The 16105-nt window shown below is 48.5% G+C and carries 17 protein-coding genes; 7 read left to right on the top strand and 10 right to left on the bottom strand.

Going from position 1 to position 16105, the window contains the following annotated elements:
- Positions 1–120: 120 nt before the first annotated feature.
- The 3 genes from proB to DET_RS06595 are packed head-to-tail and all read left to right on the top strand — an operon-like array spanning position 121 to position 1844.
- The gene (gene proB / locus DET_RS06585) at positions 121–1242 is read left to right on the top strand and encodes a glutamate 5-kinase (protein WP_010936971.1); all 1122 of its coding nucleotides are present in this window, start codon (positions 121–123) and stop codon (positions 1240–1242) included.
- Between the two features lie 12 nt (positions 1243–1254).
- Positions 1255–1521, top strand: coding sequence for a hypothetical protein (locus tag DET_RS06590; RefSeq protein ID WP_010936972.1), 267 nt, complete (start codon positions 1255–1257; stop codon positions 1519–1521).
- Complete coding sequence (locus DET_RS06595) at positions 1518–1844, top strand: hypothetical protein (protein WP_010936973.1); 327 nt, start codon at positions 1518–1520, stop codon at positions 1842–1844. The genes DET_RS06590 and DET_RS06595 overlap by 4 nt, the downstream gene beginning before the upstream one ends.
- A 37-nt stretch (positions 1845–1881) precedes the next feature.
- On the opposite strand, the gene DET_RS06600 is transcribed toward DET_RS06595, so the two are convergent.
- The 3 genes from DET_RS06600 to DET_RS06610 form a co-directional block, all read right to left on the bottom strand.
- Entirely contained in the window at positions 1882–3066 is a 1185-nt protein-coding gene (locus tag DET_RS06600) for a trypsin-like peptidase domain-containing protein (protein WP_010936974.1), read from the bottom strand.
- An 82-nt stretch (positions 3067–3148) separates the two neighbouring features.
- Positions 3149–3997 carry a S1C family serine protease gene (locus tag DET_RS06605; RefSeq protein WP_041223399.1) on the bottom strand — a complete coding sequence of 283 codons (849 nt, stop codon included), beginning with the start codon at positions 3995–3997 and terminating at the stop codon, positions 3149–3151.
- Positions 3998–4176: 179 nt separating this feature from the next.
- Positions 4177–4947, bottom strand: coding sequence for a MerR family transcriptional regulator (locus DET_RS06610; RefSeq protein WP_041223400.1), 771 nt, complete (start codon positions 4945–4947; stop codon positions 4177–4179).
- 105 nt (positions 4948–5052) lie between these two features.
- Here DET_RS06610 and DET_RS06615 point away from each other — a divergent pair, with 105 nt between their 5' ends.
- Positions 5053–6327, top strand: a complete 1275-nt coding sequence (locus DET_RS06615) for a glutamate-5-semialdehyde dehydrogenase (protein ID WP_010936977.1) — start codon at positions 5053–5055, stop codon at positions 6325–6327.
- An 86-nt stretch (positions 6328–6413) separates the two neighbouring features.
- On the opposite strand, the gene rph is transcribed toward DET_RS06615, so the two are convergent.
- The 3 genes from rph to DET_RS06630 form a co-directional block, all read right to left on the bottom strand.
- Positions 6414–7133 (bottom strand): ribonuclease PH, encoded by a 720-nt coding sequence (gene rph / locus DET_RS06620; RefSeq protein WP_010936978.1) that lies wholly within the window; start codon positions 7131–7133, stop codon positions 6414–6416.
- A 77-nt stretch (positions 7134–7210) separates the two neighbouring features.
- Entirely contained in the window at positions 7211–7624 is a 414-nt protein-coding gene (locus tag DET_RS06625; protein ID WP_041223401.1) for an NUDIX domain-containing protein, read from the bottom strand.
- On the bottom strand, positions 7617–8126 hold the full coding sequence (locus tag DET_RS06630) for a CinA family protein (RefSeq protein WP_010936980.1): 510 nt from the start codon (positions 8124–8126) through the stop codon (positions 7617–7619). Before DET_RS06630 ends, DET_RS06625 begins: the two co-directional genes overlap by 8 nt.
- 30 nt (positions 8127–8156) lie before the next feature.
- Between DET_RS06630 and DET_RS06635 the strand changes: the two genes are divergently transcribed.
- Positions 8157–8450 carry a DUF167 domain-containing protein gene (locus DET_RS06635; RefSeq protein ID WP_010936981.1) on the top strand — a complete coding sequence of 98 codons (294 nt, stop codon included), beginning with the start codon at positions 8157–8159 and terminating at the stop codon, positions 8448–8450.
- On the opposite strand, the gene DET_RS06640 is transcribed toward DET_RS06635, so the two are convergent.
- A complete protein-coding gene (locus DET_RS06640; RefSeq protein ID WP_010936982.1) occupies positions 8398–9582 on the bottom strand; it encodes a two-component system sensor histidine kinase NtrB in 1185 nt (394 codons plus the stop codon). The two genes, DET_RS06635 and DET_RS06640, sit on opposite strands and share 53 nt — an antisense overlap.
- A gap of 253 nt (positions 9583–9835) precedes the next feature.
- Positions 9836–10378, bottom strand: a complete 543-nt coding sequence (locus tag DET_RS06645) for a response regulator (protein ID WP_010936983.1) — start codon at positions 10376–10378, stop codon at positions 9836–9838.
- Between the two features lie 456 nt (positions 10379–10834).
- Here DET_RS06645 and DET_RS06655 point away from each other — a divergent pair, with 456 nt between their 5' ends.
- Entirely contained in the window at positions 10835–11854 is a 1020-nt protein-coding gene (locus DET_RS06655; RefSeq protein WP_234943803.1) for an alpha/beta hydrolase family protein, read from the top strand.
- Positions 11855–11947: 93 nt separating this feature from the next.
- Here DET_RS06655 and DET_RS06660 read toward each other — a convergent pair whose 3' ends face one another.
- A complete protein-coding gene (locus DET_RS06660; RefSeq protein WP_010936985.1) occupies positions 11948–12265 on the bottom strand; it encodes a zinc-ribbon domain containing protein in 318 nt (105 codons plus the stop codon).
- A 362-nt stretch (positions 12266–12627) separates the two neighbouring features.
- Between DET_RS06660 and typA the strand changes: the two genes are divergently transcribed.
- The gene (typA, locus tag DET_RS06665; protein WP_010936987.1) at positions 12628–14457 is read left to right on the top strand and encodes a translational GTPase TypA; all 1830 of its coding nucleotides are present in this window, start codon (positions 12628–12630) and stop codon (positions 14455–14457) included.
- A 221-nt stretch (positions 14458–14678) separates the two neighbouring features.
- Here the strand turns inward: typA and DET_RS06670 are convergent, their stop codons facing one another.
- The gene (locus tag DET_RS06670) at positions 14679–16085 is read right to left on the bottom strand and encodes an MFS transporter (protein WP_010936988.1); all 1407 of its coding nucleotides are present in this window, start codon (positions 16083–16085) and stop codon (positions 14679–14681) included.
- Positions 16086–16105: the final 20 nt, after the last annotated feature.

The following is a 16105-nucleotide window of genomic DNA, read 5'->3' on the forward strand; positions in this document are numbered from 1 at the left end:
GTAAAAGGCAGCCCCATTTGAAAATTGTATCATCGGGAAGAGCCTTCCCTCAAGTCTGGCGGCAACTTATACGGGGGAATTCTTGTTCTGGCTTAACTTGCTTGCTATAATGACTTATTTATGAACGGAAATTGTTACAAACGGATTGTAATAAAGCTGGGGACAAGCCTGCTGACCGGAGGCACAGGCAAGCTTGACCATGAGCGCATGGCGGATTTATGCCGCCAGATAGCTGACCTGACCCGTTTGGGTACGGAGGTAATTATTGTTTCCTCCGGGGCGATTGCCGCCGGACGGGCTAAAATGGGTCTCCGGCATATCCCGAAAGATGTGCCTTTCAAGCAGGTGCTGGCGGCTATAGGCCAGAGCCAGCTTATGAATTATTATGACCAGCTGTTCAGCCCCCACGGGCTGACTGTTGCCCAGGGTCTGCTGACCAAGAGTGATTTGTCTGACCGTTCCGGTTACTTAAACGCCAGAAATACCCTGCTGGCTTTGATGGAGCTGGGAGTTATAACTATTGTCAATGAAAATGACGTGGTGGCGGTAGATGAAATCCAGCAGGCCAAATTCGGGGACAATGACAACCTGTCTGCCATGGTAGCCAACCTGATAGAGGCTGATTTGCTGCTGATACTGACTAATATCCGCGGGCTTTATACAGCTGACCCCACCCTCCACCCGGATGCCCGGCTGATAACCGAAGTTAAAGAGATTACCGAAGAGCTGGAGAAACTGGCTGCCGGCAGTTCCAACAAGCTGGGTACCGGCGGCATGGTTACCAAGCTGGAAGCCGCCAGGCTGGCAACATCTTCAGGGGTAAATGTCATCATAGCAGACGGGCATATACCTGATATTATCCTTAAACTGGCCAGCGGGGAAACCGAAGGTACCCGCTTTATGCCTTCACTCCACAAACCGGACAGCCGCCAGCGCTGGATGATGAGCGGGCTTTGCACCCGCGGCAATATCTGCATAGATGACGGGGCGGTCAAAGCTATACGGGAAAACCAGAAAAGCCTGCTTGCCGCCGGGGTACAACAATCCGAGGGCAAATTCGGGCGGGGGGATATTGTAAAACTGAGCGACAGCCGCGGCAAACGGCTGGGCTATGGCATAACCAATTATTCTTCAGATGATGTTTCAAAGATAAAAGGGCTGCATACAGACGAAATAAACACAGTTCTGGCAGGCAATCAGGGCCCGGAAATAATTCACCGCAATAACCTGGTGGTAATTTAACGGAGGTAGGTCATGGCACTGGGCAGTATATACCTGGGAGACCAACTGATAGGGGAGGTAGAGTACACCCTTCAGGATAGTTCTGATTCCCGCTGGTGGGGCGAACTGGTCTTCACCGAATACCACAAGGTAGCTGACGGCGGCGGTTATTCCATCCGCACCGAAGACGGAAAACAAGGGCGTTGTACCCTTAAAAAGAAACTGAACAAAGCCGTTTACGGTATGCCTTCACGCCATTTTTATCTCTTTCAGGGTATGAGCCCGCTTAAAACCCCATGAGTATCAAATATACAAACGGCTCAGGGCATATTTACCTGAAGGATGTGGACAAACCGCTGGCGGATGTCCAGTATAACCTGATGGAAACCAACTCCAGCCAATATACATCTGCCAAGTGGTGGGGAGAAATAACATCCTCAAAAGAGCTGAAACCCTCTGAATACATTTTTGAAACGGAAGACGGGCGCAGGGGCAGTGTGGTTATCAGCCTTATTACCCCGCCGGGACGTAAACTTCAGAAGTACCGTTATCTGGTAAACGGCAGGGGTACGCTGGGAAACCTGTACAGCAAATACGGACAAAAAAAGCCCGGCACGCTTTAAAGGGCACCGGGCTTTTTAGTAAGCTGCTATTTATAAACTAAATGTAATATGAAGATAACGGGCGTTCATCCAGGGTTATGGTGATAGTCCGCTCAATGCCGTTACGCTTAGTTTCAAGCACCACTGTATCTCCGGCATTCATCCTCCAGAGAAAGCGCAGCAGGTCTGAGAAAGATGTTACAGCCTGTCCGTTAAACTGGTAAATAACATCTCCATCCCTTAAACCGGCCAGGGCGGCTACACTGCCGGACTCAACATCCAGCACCTCAACCCCGGTTGAGGCTTCAGCACCGGGGAAGCCGGATATATCATCATAATAGTCGTCAATATCTATACCCAAATAGGGTTGACTGTAACTGCCGTCTGCCACCAGGCTTTCATAAATATGCCTGGCAGTAGCCACACTTATTGCAAAGCCCATATTCTGGGCATCCAGAATACCGGCACTGTTTATCCCTATGATTTGCCCCTGAAGGTTTATCATAGGGCCGCCGGAGTTACCCGGGTTTATAGCCGCATCTGTCTGGATTACATCAAAATAAGGCGTTTCATCTATGAAAAACCAGTTTTCCAGATTGCTAACAATACCAGCGGTTACCGTCATACCCCCATCAAGGGGAGATATGCTCAAGGGATAACCCAAAGCCACTACCGCATCACCCACTTTAAGGTTAGCGGGGTCACCGAAAGATGCCGCCTGCAGGCCTTCTGCATCTATTTTAACTACGGCTACATCCATAAAATCATCAGTCCAGAAATCATCGGCATCGTAAATCTGCTTATTGGGCAGAACTACGGTAACGTGAGTGGCATTTTCCACCACATGGCGGTTGGTAAGTATATAGCCGCGGCTGTCCATGATAGTCCCCGAACCGGAAACAGTACCTCTTTCACCGGTAGACGGGTCATAATAATCTACTTCTATATACACCACCGAAGCCATTACCGAAGCAATGGCATCCACCTGAGCTGTAGAAAGTTTCAACAGTTCGTCAATTTGCCCATCCAGAGTAGCCAAATGGCCATCTACAGCAGTCAGCTGGCTTTTAAGGGAACTTATATCAGTCCCGGCCTGACTAAGCTGGCTTTGCAAAGACGAAATTTGCCCCTGAGCTGTCTCAAGCTGGTCTTTCTGGTCAAGCAGAAGCACCGTGTTAAACGCACTTACCCCTACCAGTACCAGGCTGAGTAATACTCCTATCCATTTCTGGGCGGTCGTCATACCTCATCCTCCTTTAGATTATGCACATCTTATAATACCCTTTTGGGGTATATTTAGGAAAGGGATGCACAGCCATATTTTTTTAGCCCGGCAGATACAAGGCAAGAAAACTTAGAATATCATCTACCGGTATAACCAGATTTATATCTTCTATATCCTCGCCATAAGGTACTATCCCGGCAGAGGGTATACCTATCATAAGCCCAGCCATATTCACCATGCAACCGCCCGAATTGCCGGGGTTTATGGCCGCATCTGTCTGCACGTACAGATAACCTTCATAGGTGCGCATAGCCGAAACAATGCCCTTGGTGAAAGTAGCCGGCCCGGCCAGGTCAGTCCCCAGAGGAAACCCGGCTGCCACCACATCCATGCCCACTTTTATATCTGCCATGGTTGCCAGAGTAACGGCAGGAAATTCCTGCCCGCCGGTGGCACTCATCCGCAGCAAAGCTATATCCCGACCCACGTCACTGCCTACCACACTGGCTGAGTATATAGCCCCTTCCATCAGGGTTACCCTGATAGTAGTTGCCCCTTCAATAACATGGTAATTGGTCAGTATAAAGCCCCGCTTATCAATAATAGTGCCGGAACCGGAAGCACTGAAATTGCGCCCGCTCACGTCTACCCGCACTATTGAGGGTTCAATCAGGCTGACCACGTCAGCAACAGCACATACATGGCAGGTCAGGTCTGTATTTATCTGCTGAAGCTGGCTTTGCAGGTCAGAAAAATCCTGCTGCAGGCTGGAAATATCTCCGCCCAGGCTGTTTAGTGAAGCCAGGCTCTGGGTCAAAGAATTTATTTGGGTTTCAGCCTGGCTAAGCTGGTCGGATTTTTGAAAAAGCATCAGGGTATTAAACCCGGTAACCACCACCAGAAGGGCAATAACTGACATACTTACCCAGCGAAATCTGGCACTTTCCACAGCGGCCTCCGTTAGTATAAATTCAAACCGGATACTCTATAATAACTCTTTCAAATGCCGAAATGTTAAAACGCCGGAAAATAATTTCCCGGCAGTACTCAAAACTTACTCTCTGGAAATAAAACAGGGGGCTGTTCTTCAGCCCCCACCCCCCCGCTCCTGCGGTATTTTGCAGATTGTCACACTGACTTTTTAAAATACACCTCGACTGCATCTGCAATAAAAGCGGCCAGTCCGGGATGGATTTTGTCAAAAAAGGCCCTGAACTCAGGGTCATCCCGGTAACCTCTGGCCAGGCCAAGCAAGCCTTCGTCAGTATACCGGGCAAAGTTTTCAAGCCATTTCCGCCATTTGGATATCAGCTCCTGAGCGATAGGCTGGGCAGGGCCACCCGGTATATTCTCAGCCAGTTCTTCAAATATAGACTGCCCCTGTGCCTGAAGCTCTGCCATTTTGGTTTTACCCATTTTTACCACCATCTCTTCGGAACGCTGCACTGTCTCTTCGCCATAACGGCGGCGGGCTTCACGGCGGTAATAATCAATCTTCTCCTGGGGCAGACCCTGATAATATTCGTTTATTTCCATTTCTATTTTCCCTTCCAGACTGGATATAGTTTTCTGAATTGTATTTTGCAAATCTAAGAGCTGTTTTTCCCTGTCCTTTAGCAGGCGGTTCTGGCGGCGCAGGTTTTCAAGCAGGCTGACAGCCGGGTCATCAACCAGCTTTTTTACCTCTTCCAGTGAAAACCCCAGCTCACGGTAAAAGAGTATCTGCTGAAGGCGCAAAGCCTCATCCCGGCCATACTGCCTGTATCCGGCAGCAGTATAACTGCGGGGTTTCAGCAGTCCGTGCACATCGTAAAAGCGCAGAGTGCGTATACTCACTCCGGCCATTTTGGCAAGTTCGCCCACTGTCAGCAGTTTTTCCATAACCCTATCATAAAGCATTACCTAAGGTAACGGTCAAGAGCCAAGGCTAGTCTAACTTTAACCTTGCCATTTTCCGGCCCAGAGTTTAATATTTGTGTATCACCGCGGCTTAGAGGAGAGACAATGGAAAAAGCACTGCTGGAAATAGAAGAAAAAGCCCGTCTGGCCAAAGCCGCTTCCCGCCCTTTAAGCTATGCTTCATCCGCCCAAAAAGATGCCGCCCTTAAAAATATTGCCGCCTGCCTGCTTAATAACGCCCCGGCCATACTGGAAGCTAATTTGAAAGACCAGACCGAAGCTAAAGCGGCGGGTATGACTGCTGCCATGCTGGACCGCCTGATTATTACCCAGAGCCGGCTGGAAGGGATTGCCAAAGATACGCTGGCTATTGCCGCCCTGCCTGACCCGGTGGGTGAAATATTTGATATGAACACTATGCCTAACGGACTGGTGATAGGTAAAAAAAGAGTGCCGCTGGGTGTTATTGCGGCTATTTATGAAAGCCGCCCCAATGTCACGGTGGATATTGCCGCTTTGTGCCTGAAAGCCGGGAATGCGGTTATCCTGCGCGGCGGCAAGGAAACTATCCACTCAAACACCATTCTGGCAAGGCTGATACGCCAGGCGGTTGAAGAGGCAGGCCTGCCCCAAGAAGCTGTCCAGTTTATAGAAAATACTGAGCATAGTCTGGTAAACCACCTGCTCAAACTTTCAGACCAGATAGATTTGGTCATACCCAGAGGCGGCGCCGGGCTGATTAGTTATGTTAAACAAAACTCGTTTATACCGGTGGTTGCCGGCGGCATAGGGGTAGTCCACATATACGTGGATGCAGATGCCAATATAGCTGATGCGGTAAACATAGCTTACAATTCCAAAGTACAGCGCCCCACTGTCTGCAACGCCATGGATACCCTGCTGGTACACAAAGATATAGCCGCCGCTTTCCTGCCGGTGGTTGCCGCCGAATGGAGCAAAGCCGGAGTGGAAATACGGGCAGATAAAACGGCTATGGAAATACTGGAAAATGCCTCCAGCTGCAAGTTGATACCCGCCGCCGCAGATGACTGGGGCAAGGAATTTCTGGCACTGGTTGCCGCCGTAAAGGTAGTAGACAGCTTGGACGAAGCTCTTTCGCATATTGCCAGATACGGCTCAGGGCATACCGAAAGCATAGTCACCCAGAACTATACCTCTTCCCAGCGTTTTCTGAACGAAGTGGATGCGGCTGCCGTTATGGTAAATGCCTCCACCCGTTTTACAGACGGTTCGCAGTTCGGGCTGGGAGCGGAACTGGGCATAAGCACCCAGAAGATGCACGCCCGCGGCCCCATGGGGCTTAAGGAGATAACCAGCTACAAATGGATAGTCTACGGGAACGGCCAGATACGGGGATAGCTTATTACGCTACTTCCGTAACTGAATATAATCTAAGGGGGCTTTAAAGCCCCCCTTTTAAATATCTGCTACACGGCTGACTAAAGCTACGGCCGGGTAATACTATTCTGAATATCAAAAAGCTGCCAGATACCGGCTTCGCCCAGTTTAAGTACCTGGTCAAGGGTATCACGGGAAAAAGTTTTGCCCTCAGCCGTACCCTGTATTTCCACAAACTCAGCCCGGTCATTCATAACCAGGTTAAAATCCACTTCGGCCTGAAAATCCTCATCGTAACAGGGGTCAAGCACAATATTGCCTTTGAAAATACTGACGCTGACCGCCGCCACCTGAGAAGTAAAGGGCATTTTGGAGAGAATACCCATATCTACCATCTTTTTAAATGCCAGATACAGGGCAATATAAGCACCGGTTATGGAAGCGGTGCGGGTACCGGCATCTGCCTGAATAACATCACAGTCTATAATAAAAGACCGCTCACCCAGAGCCGCTAAATCCACGCAGGAACGCAGGGAGCGGCCTATCAGACGCTGGATTTCCTGGCTCCGGCCGGATATTTTGCCGGCAGATGAATCTCTCTGGGTGCGGGTAACAGTAGAACGGGGCAGCATGGAATATTCAGCCGTAACCCAGCCGGTACCGCTGTTACGCAGAAACTGAGGGACTTTATCTTCCATACTAACCGAGCAGATTACCCGGGTCTTGCCCTGCTCTATCAAAACCGAACCCTCGGCAAAGCTCTGGAAACCGGGAGTAATTGTTATCGGCCTTAGCTGGTTGAAGTTGCGGCCATCACCTCTTTGCATGAATACAGACTCCATTTCTAAACTAGTTTATACCCGCAAGTATAACACCCTGAAGTAAACGGGGACAACGCAGCCGTTTATCCGCTCAGGCTTTCAAACGCCTCTTTCAGCAGGGGAACAGTAGCAAGGGAAGCTATTTCAGACGGCAAAACCCAGCGGAAATCCGTATGCTCCCAGTCTATCTTAGGCGGCCTGTCAATTTTCAGGTGAAAAAGGAAGGGATGTATCTGCCAGAGGATACCCAGCGCAGTATCATGGTACTCAAATACCTGTCCTTCTTTGAGCAGCACCAGTTCTTCGGGAGTGTAACCGGTTTCCTCGGATATTTCAGTGTAAACCTGTGCAAGGGGTGAGGTATCCATATGCCCGGATACAGCCGCCCAGCGCCCCCGGTAGCTGCCCACCCGCTGGCTGCGTTTAAATAAAAGCACTTTGCCATTTTTTATAAGAAAAGCAGTTACCACCGGCTGGATACGGGGCAGGTTATTCACCAAAGGTATCTTTCAGGTATTCCTTCAGTATCTCTAAAACAGCCATAGCCGCCTGATATTTTATTTCCTCACGGCTGCCCGCAAAACGGCGTTCAAATGCTTTGACACCCTCCGGGGTGGACAATCCCAAATAAAAAAGCCCCACCGGCTTAGACGGGGTTTCACCCCCCGGCCCGGCAATGCCGGTATCCGACAAACAAATATCGGCACCCAGCAGCTGCCTGCCCCCCGAAGCCATCTGGCAGGCGGTTTCAGCACTTACCGCACCCTGACTTTCCAGCGTTCGGGTGGATACACCTAAAAGTTTTTGTTTGATACTGTTAGAGTAACTGGTGACCGAGCCCAGATAATAAGCCGAACAGCCGGGAATATTGGTAATGGCGTGTGAAACCAGCCCGCCGGTTGCGGATTCCGTAACGCCCAAACTGAGCTTGCACTTATTAAGCAGCCGGCCTATTTCCCCTGCCAGAAGAGTTAGTTTATAATCTGGGTTATCAATCATAGTATTATATTACCTTTTAGAGGGTTTAATATGCCAGCCAAAGAAAGCCCGTTTAGGGTAAATTTAAAAATATTGCCTTCTGCCCAGAGGAATGAGCTGACCGGGTATGAAAATGGTCTGCTGAAAATCAAGATAGCTGCCCAGCCGGAAAAGGGCAAGGCCAACAAAGCCCTGGTAGACTACCTGAGTGAGCTGCTTGATACCCCGAAATCAGAAATAGAAATATGCCGCGGGCTTAGCGGCAGAAACAAAGTGGTAGCCTTTTACTCACTTAGTCAGGCAGATTTTGAGGCAAAGATTTCGGCAATTTTGCGGGGGTCTTAGCGTTTACCTTCACCACCACTACTTCGGCGGCCTTTTTCCGGGATATCCGGCTGTTTTTAACAGGCAAATCTATAATAAACCGCGTTCCCTGGCCCAGCTTGCTTTCAAGCTGTATCTTGCCGTCATGTTCCATAATAATACCGTAACACACACTCAGTCCCAGCCCCGTACCCCGGCTGTCTTCCTTAGTGGTGAAAAACGGGTCAAATACCTTTTCCGCAATTTCTGGTGAAATACCCGGCCCGTTATCTTCTATTATCATGCGGATATAATTGCCCATATTCTGGGTCTTAATAAGCAGCCTGCCCCGCCCGTGAGCCTGATACATGGCCTGTTCGGCATTAAGTATCATATTAACCAGCACCTGCTGTATCTTGTAAAAATCCAGCAAAGTAGCCGGCAGATTTTCCGCCAGTTCCAGTTCCACTACTATATTCTGCACAACCAGCTCGTATTCACGCAGTTCCACAGATTTACGGATAATTTCATTAAGTCCGCACAGCTTCTTTTCCTGCTGGTAGCTGCGGGCAAATGTGCGCAGGTTATCTATTACCTTGGCCGCCCTCAAGGCTTCCGTATGGATACGCTCAATATCCCGGTGCTGTTCTTCGCTGGTGCATTTACGGGCCAGCCTTTCCGAAAAACCGAGAATACTGGTAAGCGGGCTGTTTATCTCATGAGCTACTCCGGCTGTGAGCGCACCCACCGAGGCTAAGCGGCTGGAAAGATTAAGGTCTTTTTCTAATCTGCGTTGCTTCTCTTCAGCCTTTTTGCGTTCAGAAATATCCCGGATAGTTAAAAATACCAGATTTCTTTCATCCAGCTGGAATAAATGATAATGTATTTCTATAGGTACAGACCTGTTGTCTTTGGTATTATACAGGTATTCTATTGAAAGGTAACGGCTTTCCAGCAGGTCCAGCCATACAATCCGGTTTATATTGAAACACTCAAAACTGACATCCGCAGGCTGTATCCTTAAAAAATCTTCATGGGTATGGCCGAGGTAACGGCACATTTGCCCGTTGGCCTCCAGGAATTTGAGCGGCTTTCCTTCCCCAGAGGCTTCATAAACCGCCACCGCATCCAGCATATTATCTAAAAATAAATGAAAAAGTTCGGCTTTTTCCATCAGTAATTCCTACAAAATATACGGTATCCCGTGCCAAATCTGAGTATCCCCGGAAGCAGTATCAATAACGGCCTTCCCAAATACAGCCGGACTTTCTGACACCGCTTAATTTACCCGGATATGTTTTACCCCGCTATACAGATTATTACGTCTTTTATTATACATGTTTAAAAATGCCTAATAAAGTACAGAGTTGAAAAGAAAAAGACCAGCCTGAGGCTGGTCTTCTTTTAGAGTGAAAAATTAAAACTGCTTAAGCTTCGGGGGAAATGCGGAGAAAATTCTTGGTGGCGTTTATGATATCCATCTCACCGAAGGGCTTGTTCATAACACCAAAGGGACCTTGTGCCAATACTTTGGCCATAGTGTCGCTGTCAGGATAACCGGTTATGATAGTAACCGGCAGTTTAGGTTTGATGGCCCGAATCTTCTGGTAAAGTTCCGCCCCATTTAAACCGGGCATTTTGAGGTCAAGGAATACCAGGTCAAAGTCTTTACTTTGCAGCTGTTCCAGTGCTTCGTCCCCGTTTTTGGCCATGCTGACCGCATGTCCCTGGTCTTCCAAAGTCTCTTTGAAAAGACTGCGCACTGTACTCTCATCATCAATAACCAGGACACTTGCTCTTACGCCAACCGCACTCTTGCGTAACCATTCGTCAATAGATGACTTGTCAAAACGCCAGCTATGGCTGACCTTCAACGCCGGAATAGCATTACGCTGGAGAAGACGGTAAATTGTTTTCTGGGTAACTCTGAGATATTCGGCTACTTCGCGAACAGTCATTAAATCAGCCATGATATTCTCCTAATCCTTTGTAACAATATATTTATACTCTTACAAGACTCTTTTTACATTATAGCAACTCGCTATGCAAAGGACAAATAGGGACAAAATCTTGAACATATTATATACACACTATGATAATCTGGTTACTATATCTTTACAGCCTGTTCTCAGCCCCAAATCACCCGAATCTCAGGAATAGCCCAATAATCCAGGAGTATCCGCCCAAACAACCATGCTGTATCTTGAATCATGCCAAAGCTGATGTTACGTTTTTTAGGGTCAGTGTGTTATTATTGTAATCCAGTAAGGTATTTTAAAATAATATCCACCTGAGATACAAGTTAGATACACTGATAAAGGCAGGGTTTAGTTAGGGTGATTCGTAATATTACAATAAGCCAGACTACTAAAGCTATTTTCCGCTGGGGAATTATACTCGCAAGCATAGCTCTGCTCGGGTTGCCCATGATAATCAGCGCCGCCATTGTCCCGTACGTAAATTCAAGCCTGGTAGCCCAGTATCAGGTAGGCAACATTCAGGGGCAGATAACCTTTAATCAGGCGGGCAAAGACCCCGAGGTTCTGGATATTTCAATCTGGTATCCCACCACCGGCCAGGGTTCTTTCTCTTTTGAGGGATTTGACGGCACACTGGCAGATTTCAGCGGCGGGCCGTATCCGCTTATTATTTTTAATCACGGACTGAACGCTAATGACATTGATCCCCTTTATCTTAAGGAAAGTCTGGTGGGACAGGGATATGTGGTGGCATCAGTAGAGTTTAATGACATGCCGTCAATAATTTTTTCAGATTATATCTCCACTACCCCCAGAACAGACTGGGATAACCGTACTGATAACCTTTTTTCAGCAGTAGACAATTTTTTCCGTGATAATTACCTTAACTATCTGGAAAATTACCGCATAAACCAGTCCCGTTTCAGTCTGGATTATGTACTGAATATGAATAAAAATCCGTCTTCGCCTTTTTACGGGCTGATAGATGCAGATAAAATAGGCATGGCCGGGCATTCACTGGGGGGGCTGACCACGCTCTCTCTTAGCGGTGCCCACCCTGACCCGGCGGTGGCTGATCCGCGGATAAAAGCCATAATCCTGCTGGCCACACCGGCTTATCCCTTTGAGAACAATTTGGACAATGTGAATATTCCGGTTATGGTTATGCGGGGGGATTATGACCTGATGATGACCAGTGCCGAAGATGACCTCTGGGTAACTGACCAGGGGCTTAGCGCACCTAAATTCTTTCTGGTGGTCAGCCAGTCCCATCACTTTACCTTCAGCCAGTCACCTTACAGCATTTCAGACCCGCTGCCGCATGTAAACCATGACGGGCGGATTGAAGTCATTATGACTTACAGTCTGGCTTTTATGAACTACTATCTGAAGGGTGATGCAGATGCCCTTAAGGTACTGGAAAACCAGGACCCCATGCTGGCCCAATATTATTACGAACTGGAATAGGTTTTCTATTCCTGCCTTTAAAAAAACCTCCGGGGATAAATAAAAAGCCCTGCTTTTAAAAGCAGGGCTTTGTTTAGTTTCTTAAACTAGTGCCTATCTGCCGCCTTTTACGCGGTTGTAGCAATTGCTGCAATACACGGGGCGACCCTGGCGGGGTTCAAAGGGAACCTCGGTGTCCTGACCGCACTGAGCGCAGACAGCCTGGAACATCTGGCGAGCAGGACCTCTGCTCATACCCCCGAAACCACCGGTCGAACCGCCTCTTTCAGCCTTGCGGGCCTGGCGGCAGCTAACGCAGCGCTTGGGATCATTGGTGTAGCCGCGGGAAGCATAAAGCTCCTGCTCTGAAGCTGTAAAGGTGAATGAAGCGCCACAATCAGCACACTGGATTTCTTTATCCTGGTAAGCCAATCTGGATGACCTCCTCTCTGAAAATAGTTGGCTAGAGTTGCGGTCATCCAAAGTGAAGGGTTAACCGATGAGACAACCTGTGTTCTAAACCACCGAAGGTAATTATACAATTGTGCCTGGCTATTTACAAATACCAATTTAACCTTTTTGCCATATTTTCCTGAAAAGAGTAAAATATTTCTCTAAGCAGTGAATAATAAAGCAGTAAAGACCAACTTGAATAACCTTTTTATCCATATCCCCTACGGCTTACGCCAGCGTTACCGACTGGTTTCTTCCGTTTAATTCCCGCTTTTTCATTCTTTTGTGATTTGCAGGGCGAAGTATGCCCTGGTAACCAGGCTATTTTCAGGAGAAAGATTTTGGAAAACTACCAGAGAACCGATATCCGTAATATTGCTATTATTGCCCACGTAGACCACGGCAAAACCAGCCTGGTAGACGTGATGCTTAAACAAAGCCGCATTTTCCGTGAAAACCAGCACGTTGGCGAGCTTATTATGGACCGAAACACCCTTGAACGGGAAAAAGGCATTACTATTCTGGCCAAAAACACCGCCATAACCTACCGCGGAGTAAAGATAAACATCATTGATACTCCCGGACATGCTGACTTTTCGGGTGAGGTTGAGCGGGTACTGAATATGGCAGACGGCTGTCTCTTGGTGATTGACAGTATAGACGGCCCTATGCCCCAAACCCGTTTTGTGCTTAAGGAAGCCATGCAGAAAAAGCTGAAGCCTATTGTAGTTATAAACAAGATAGACCGCGAAAATGCCCGCCCTGAAATAGTGCTGGGGCTGGTACAGGACTTGTTTCTGGAGCTGGCTACCACCGAGGAACAGCTGGACTTCCCGGTAGTTTATACCTCTGCCCGCGAAGGGTATGCCGTAAATACCCCCGGTACAAAAAGCACTGACCTTATCCCCCTGTTTGAGTGCATACTGGATAAAATTCCCCCGCCCAGCATCGCCCAGGGTGAATTCCAAATGCTTATTTCCAACCTGGATTATGATACCCACAAAGGGCGGATAGCTATCGGGCGCATTCAGCGGGGTAAAATATGCTCCCATGACCGGGTAGTTAATATAGATTCCCAAAATAAAGCTCACCCTTTTGAAGTGGGTCAGGTATTTACCTTTATGGGATTGGGCAAACAGGAAGTGGAGTGTGCCGAAGCAGGTGAGATAGTAGCCATTACCGGTCTGGAAAACGCCTCAATAGGTGATACCGTCACCAGCCCTCTCCAGCCTGAGGCCCTGCCCCGCATTGAAATAGGCGAACCTACTGTCAGAATGACTTTCGGGGTCAATACCTCACCTTTCGGGGGGCGGGAAGGTAAATTCTGCACCTCACGCCAGCTTCGGGAAAGGCTTTTCCGTGAACTGGAGACCAATATAGGGCTGAGGGTTGAGGAAACTGATTCGCCGGACTCATTTTTGATTTCCGGGCGGGGCGAACTCCACCTGTCCATCCTGGTAGAGACCATGCGCCGCGAAGGGTATGAATTTGAAATATCCAAACCCGAAGCCATCACGAAAGATATAAACGGCAAAGTCTATGAGCCGGTGGAAACTCTGACGATAGATGTCCGCGAGGATTTTGTGGGAGAGGTCACCGAACTTCTGGGTAAACGCCAGGCCCGCATGACTGATATGCACAATGACGGCGAAGGAAACGTAAGGCTGGAATATAACATACCCACCCGCGGTCTTATCGGCTTCCGCAACTCGTTCCTGACAGCTACCAGAGGCACAGGCGTACTGAACAGCCAGTTTCTGGATTTTCAGCCCTGGTGCGGTGAAATAGAGCAAAGCCGGACCGGCGCATTGGTGGCAGCCGAAGCAGGTTTGTCCTGCACTTACGGGCTTAATAACTCACAGGAACGGGGCATACTGATGATAGATGCCAATGTACCTGTGTACGAGGGCATGATAGTCGGCCTGCATGCCAGAGGTCTTGACCTGGCAGTAAATGTCTGCAAGCAGAAAAAGATGACCAATATCCGTTCGTCTACTTCGGACATTGCCATAAAACTGGTGCCGCCTATGAAACTCAGCCTTGAGCAATCTATGGATTTTATCGCCGAAGATGAGCTGGTTGAGGTCACTCCCAAAAGTATCCGCCTGCGGAAGAAGATACTGGATACCGAAATGAGACTTAGGGCTCGCAAACGCACTGAAAGTAATTAGCCGTATTTGGGCTGATAGCCTTTACCAGGGGGCAATCTAAAGTTGCCCCTTTTGTATGAAACGAGGTGGGTTTAAGCAGCGCAGACAGCTATCCGATACAGGTCTTTTAAGCTTCTTTTGCCATATAAAACCGTCCGCCCCTCTTTGTGGAGGGGCGGCACTCATTTACCCGGCTTGTACTGTTAAATCTTAGAGAGTACTAGCTTATACCTGAAAAAATTTTATTTATCCAGTGCCCGTTGGTCAGATTCATGTTTAACCGAAATTGAGGTGGAAGCATCGGATATATCTACCTTGTTGGTTTCTTTAATAAACATGAAACCAACTACCATACAGATACCGGCAATTGCCATCGGCCACCACAATCCGGCAAAGTCATTTCCGGTGGCATTGATAAGTATCAAACCTATCATAGGCACCAGACCACCGAAGACGCCGTTACCCAGATGGTAAGGCAAAGACATAGAGGTGTAACGTATCTTGGTGGGGAACAGCTCTACCAGGAAGGCGGCAATAGGCCCGTAAACCATAGTCACGTAAATTACCTGGATAAATACCAGGATACCCAGCATGACAGGATTATAGCCTATATAACCGAACAGGAAGTGCTGGCCGGGGTCTGTAGGCGCAAAGGCCGCCATCAGGCCGTAAATGGGGTAGTAAGTCAGCACCGCCAGAAGCATACCGGTAAGCATTACCTTTTTCCGGCCTATCCGGTCTGAGAGAGACCCGAAGAAGACAAAAAACGGCATGGATAGCAGCAGCGCCGCACCGACTATCAGGTTGGAATCAATCAGAGGTGTCTCAAATATTTTCTGCAGATAGAACAGCGCATAGAATTGACCTGTGTACCAGACCACGCCCTGACCCATGGTAGCCCCGAACAGGGCTATCAGAACCCAGCGCAGGTTATAAGGATTAGCAAAGCTTTCCTTGAGCGGGTTTTTGGAAACAGCTTTGGTATCCTTCAGCTGCTGGAACAGAGGAGATTCTTTTAAAGCACTGCGTATCCAGAGTGACAGCGCCACCAGTAATATGGAAGCCATGAATGGCAGACGCCAGCCCCATTCGTTGAAGTCTGCTTCTCCCAGACCCATACGGGTGACTAATATGACACCCAGGGAGATAAGCAAACCCAGTGTAGCTGTAGTCTGAATCCAGCTGGTGTAATAACCACGCTTTCCCTGCGGAGCGTGTTCAGCCACAAAAGTAGCCGCACCGCCGTACTGACCACCCAAGGCCAGACCTTGCAGAATACGCATGGTAATAAGGATTATACCTGCCCAGGCGCCCAGCACGTCCTGAGTGGGCAATAAACCAATGAGGAAGGTGCACGAGCCCATGATGGTAATTGTAATAAGATAAGTAAATTTGCGGCCAACCAGGTCACCTATCCGGCCGAAAACTATAGCACCGAACGGGCGAACTAGAAAACCGACAGCAAACGTGCCCAGCCAAGCGATAATATCGCCGATGGGGGTACCGGTATTATAGAATTTGCTGGCAATGGTAGTTGCCAAAGCACCGAAGATATAAAAGTCATACCATTCTATAACCGTACCGGCAGAGGAAGCGAATATTACCTTCCATATGCCTTTTGGAGTGGGGGGGCTAGATGTTTGCATCATATGTCCCTCCTATACAGTTC

The sequence above is a fragment of the Dehalococcoides mccartyi 195 genome (assembly GCF_000011905.1).
Taxonomy (GTDB): domain Bacteria; phylum Chloroflexota; class Dehalococcoidia; order Dehalococcoidales; family Dehalococcoidaceae; genus Dehalococcoides; species Dehalococcoides mccartyi.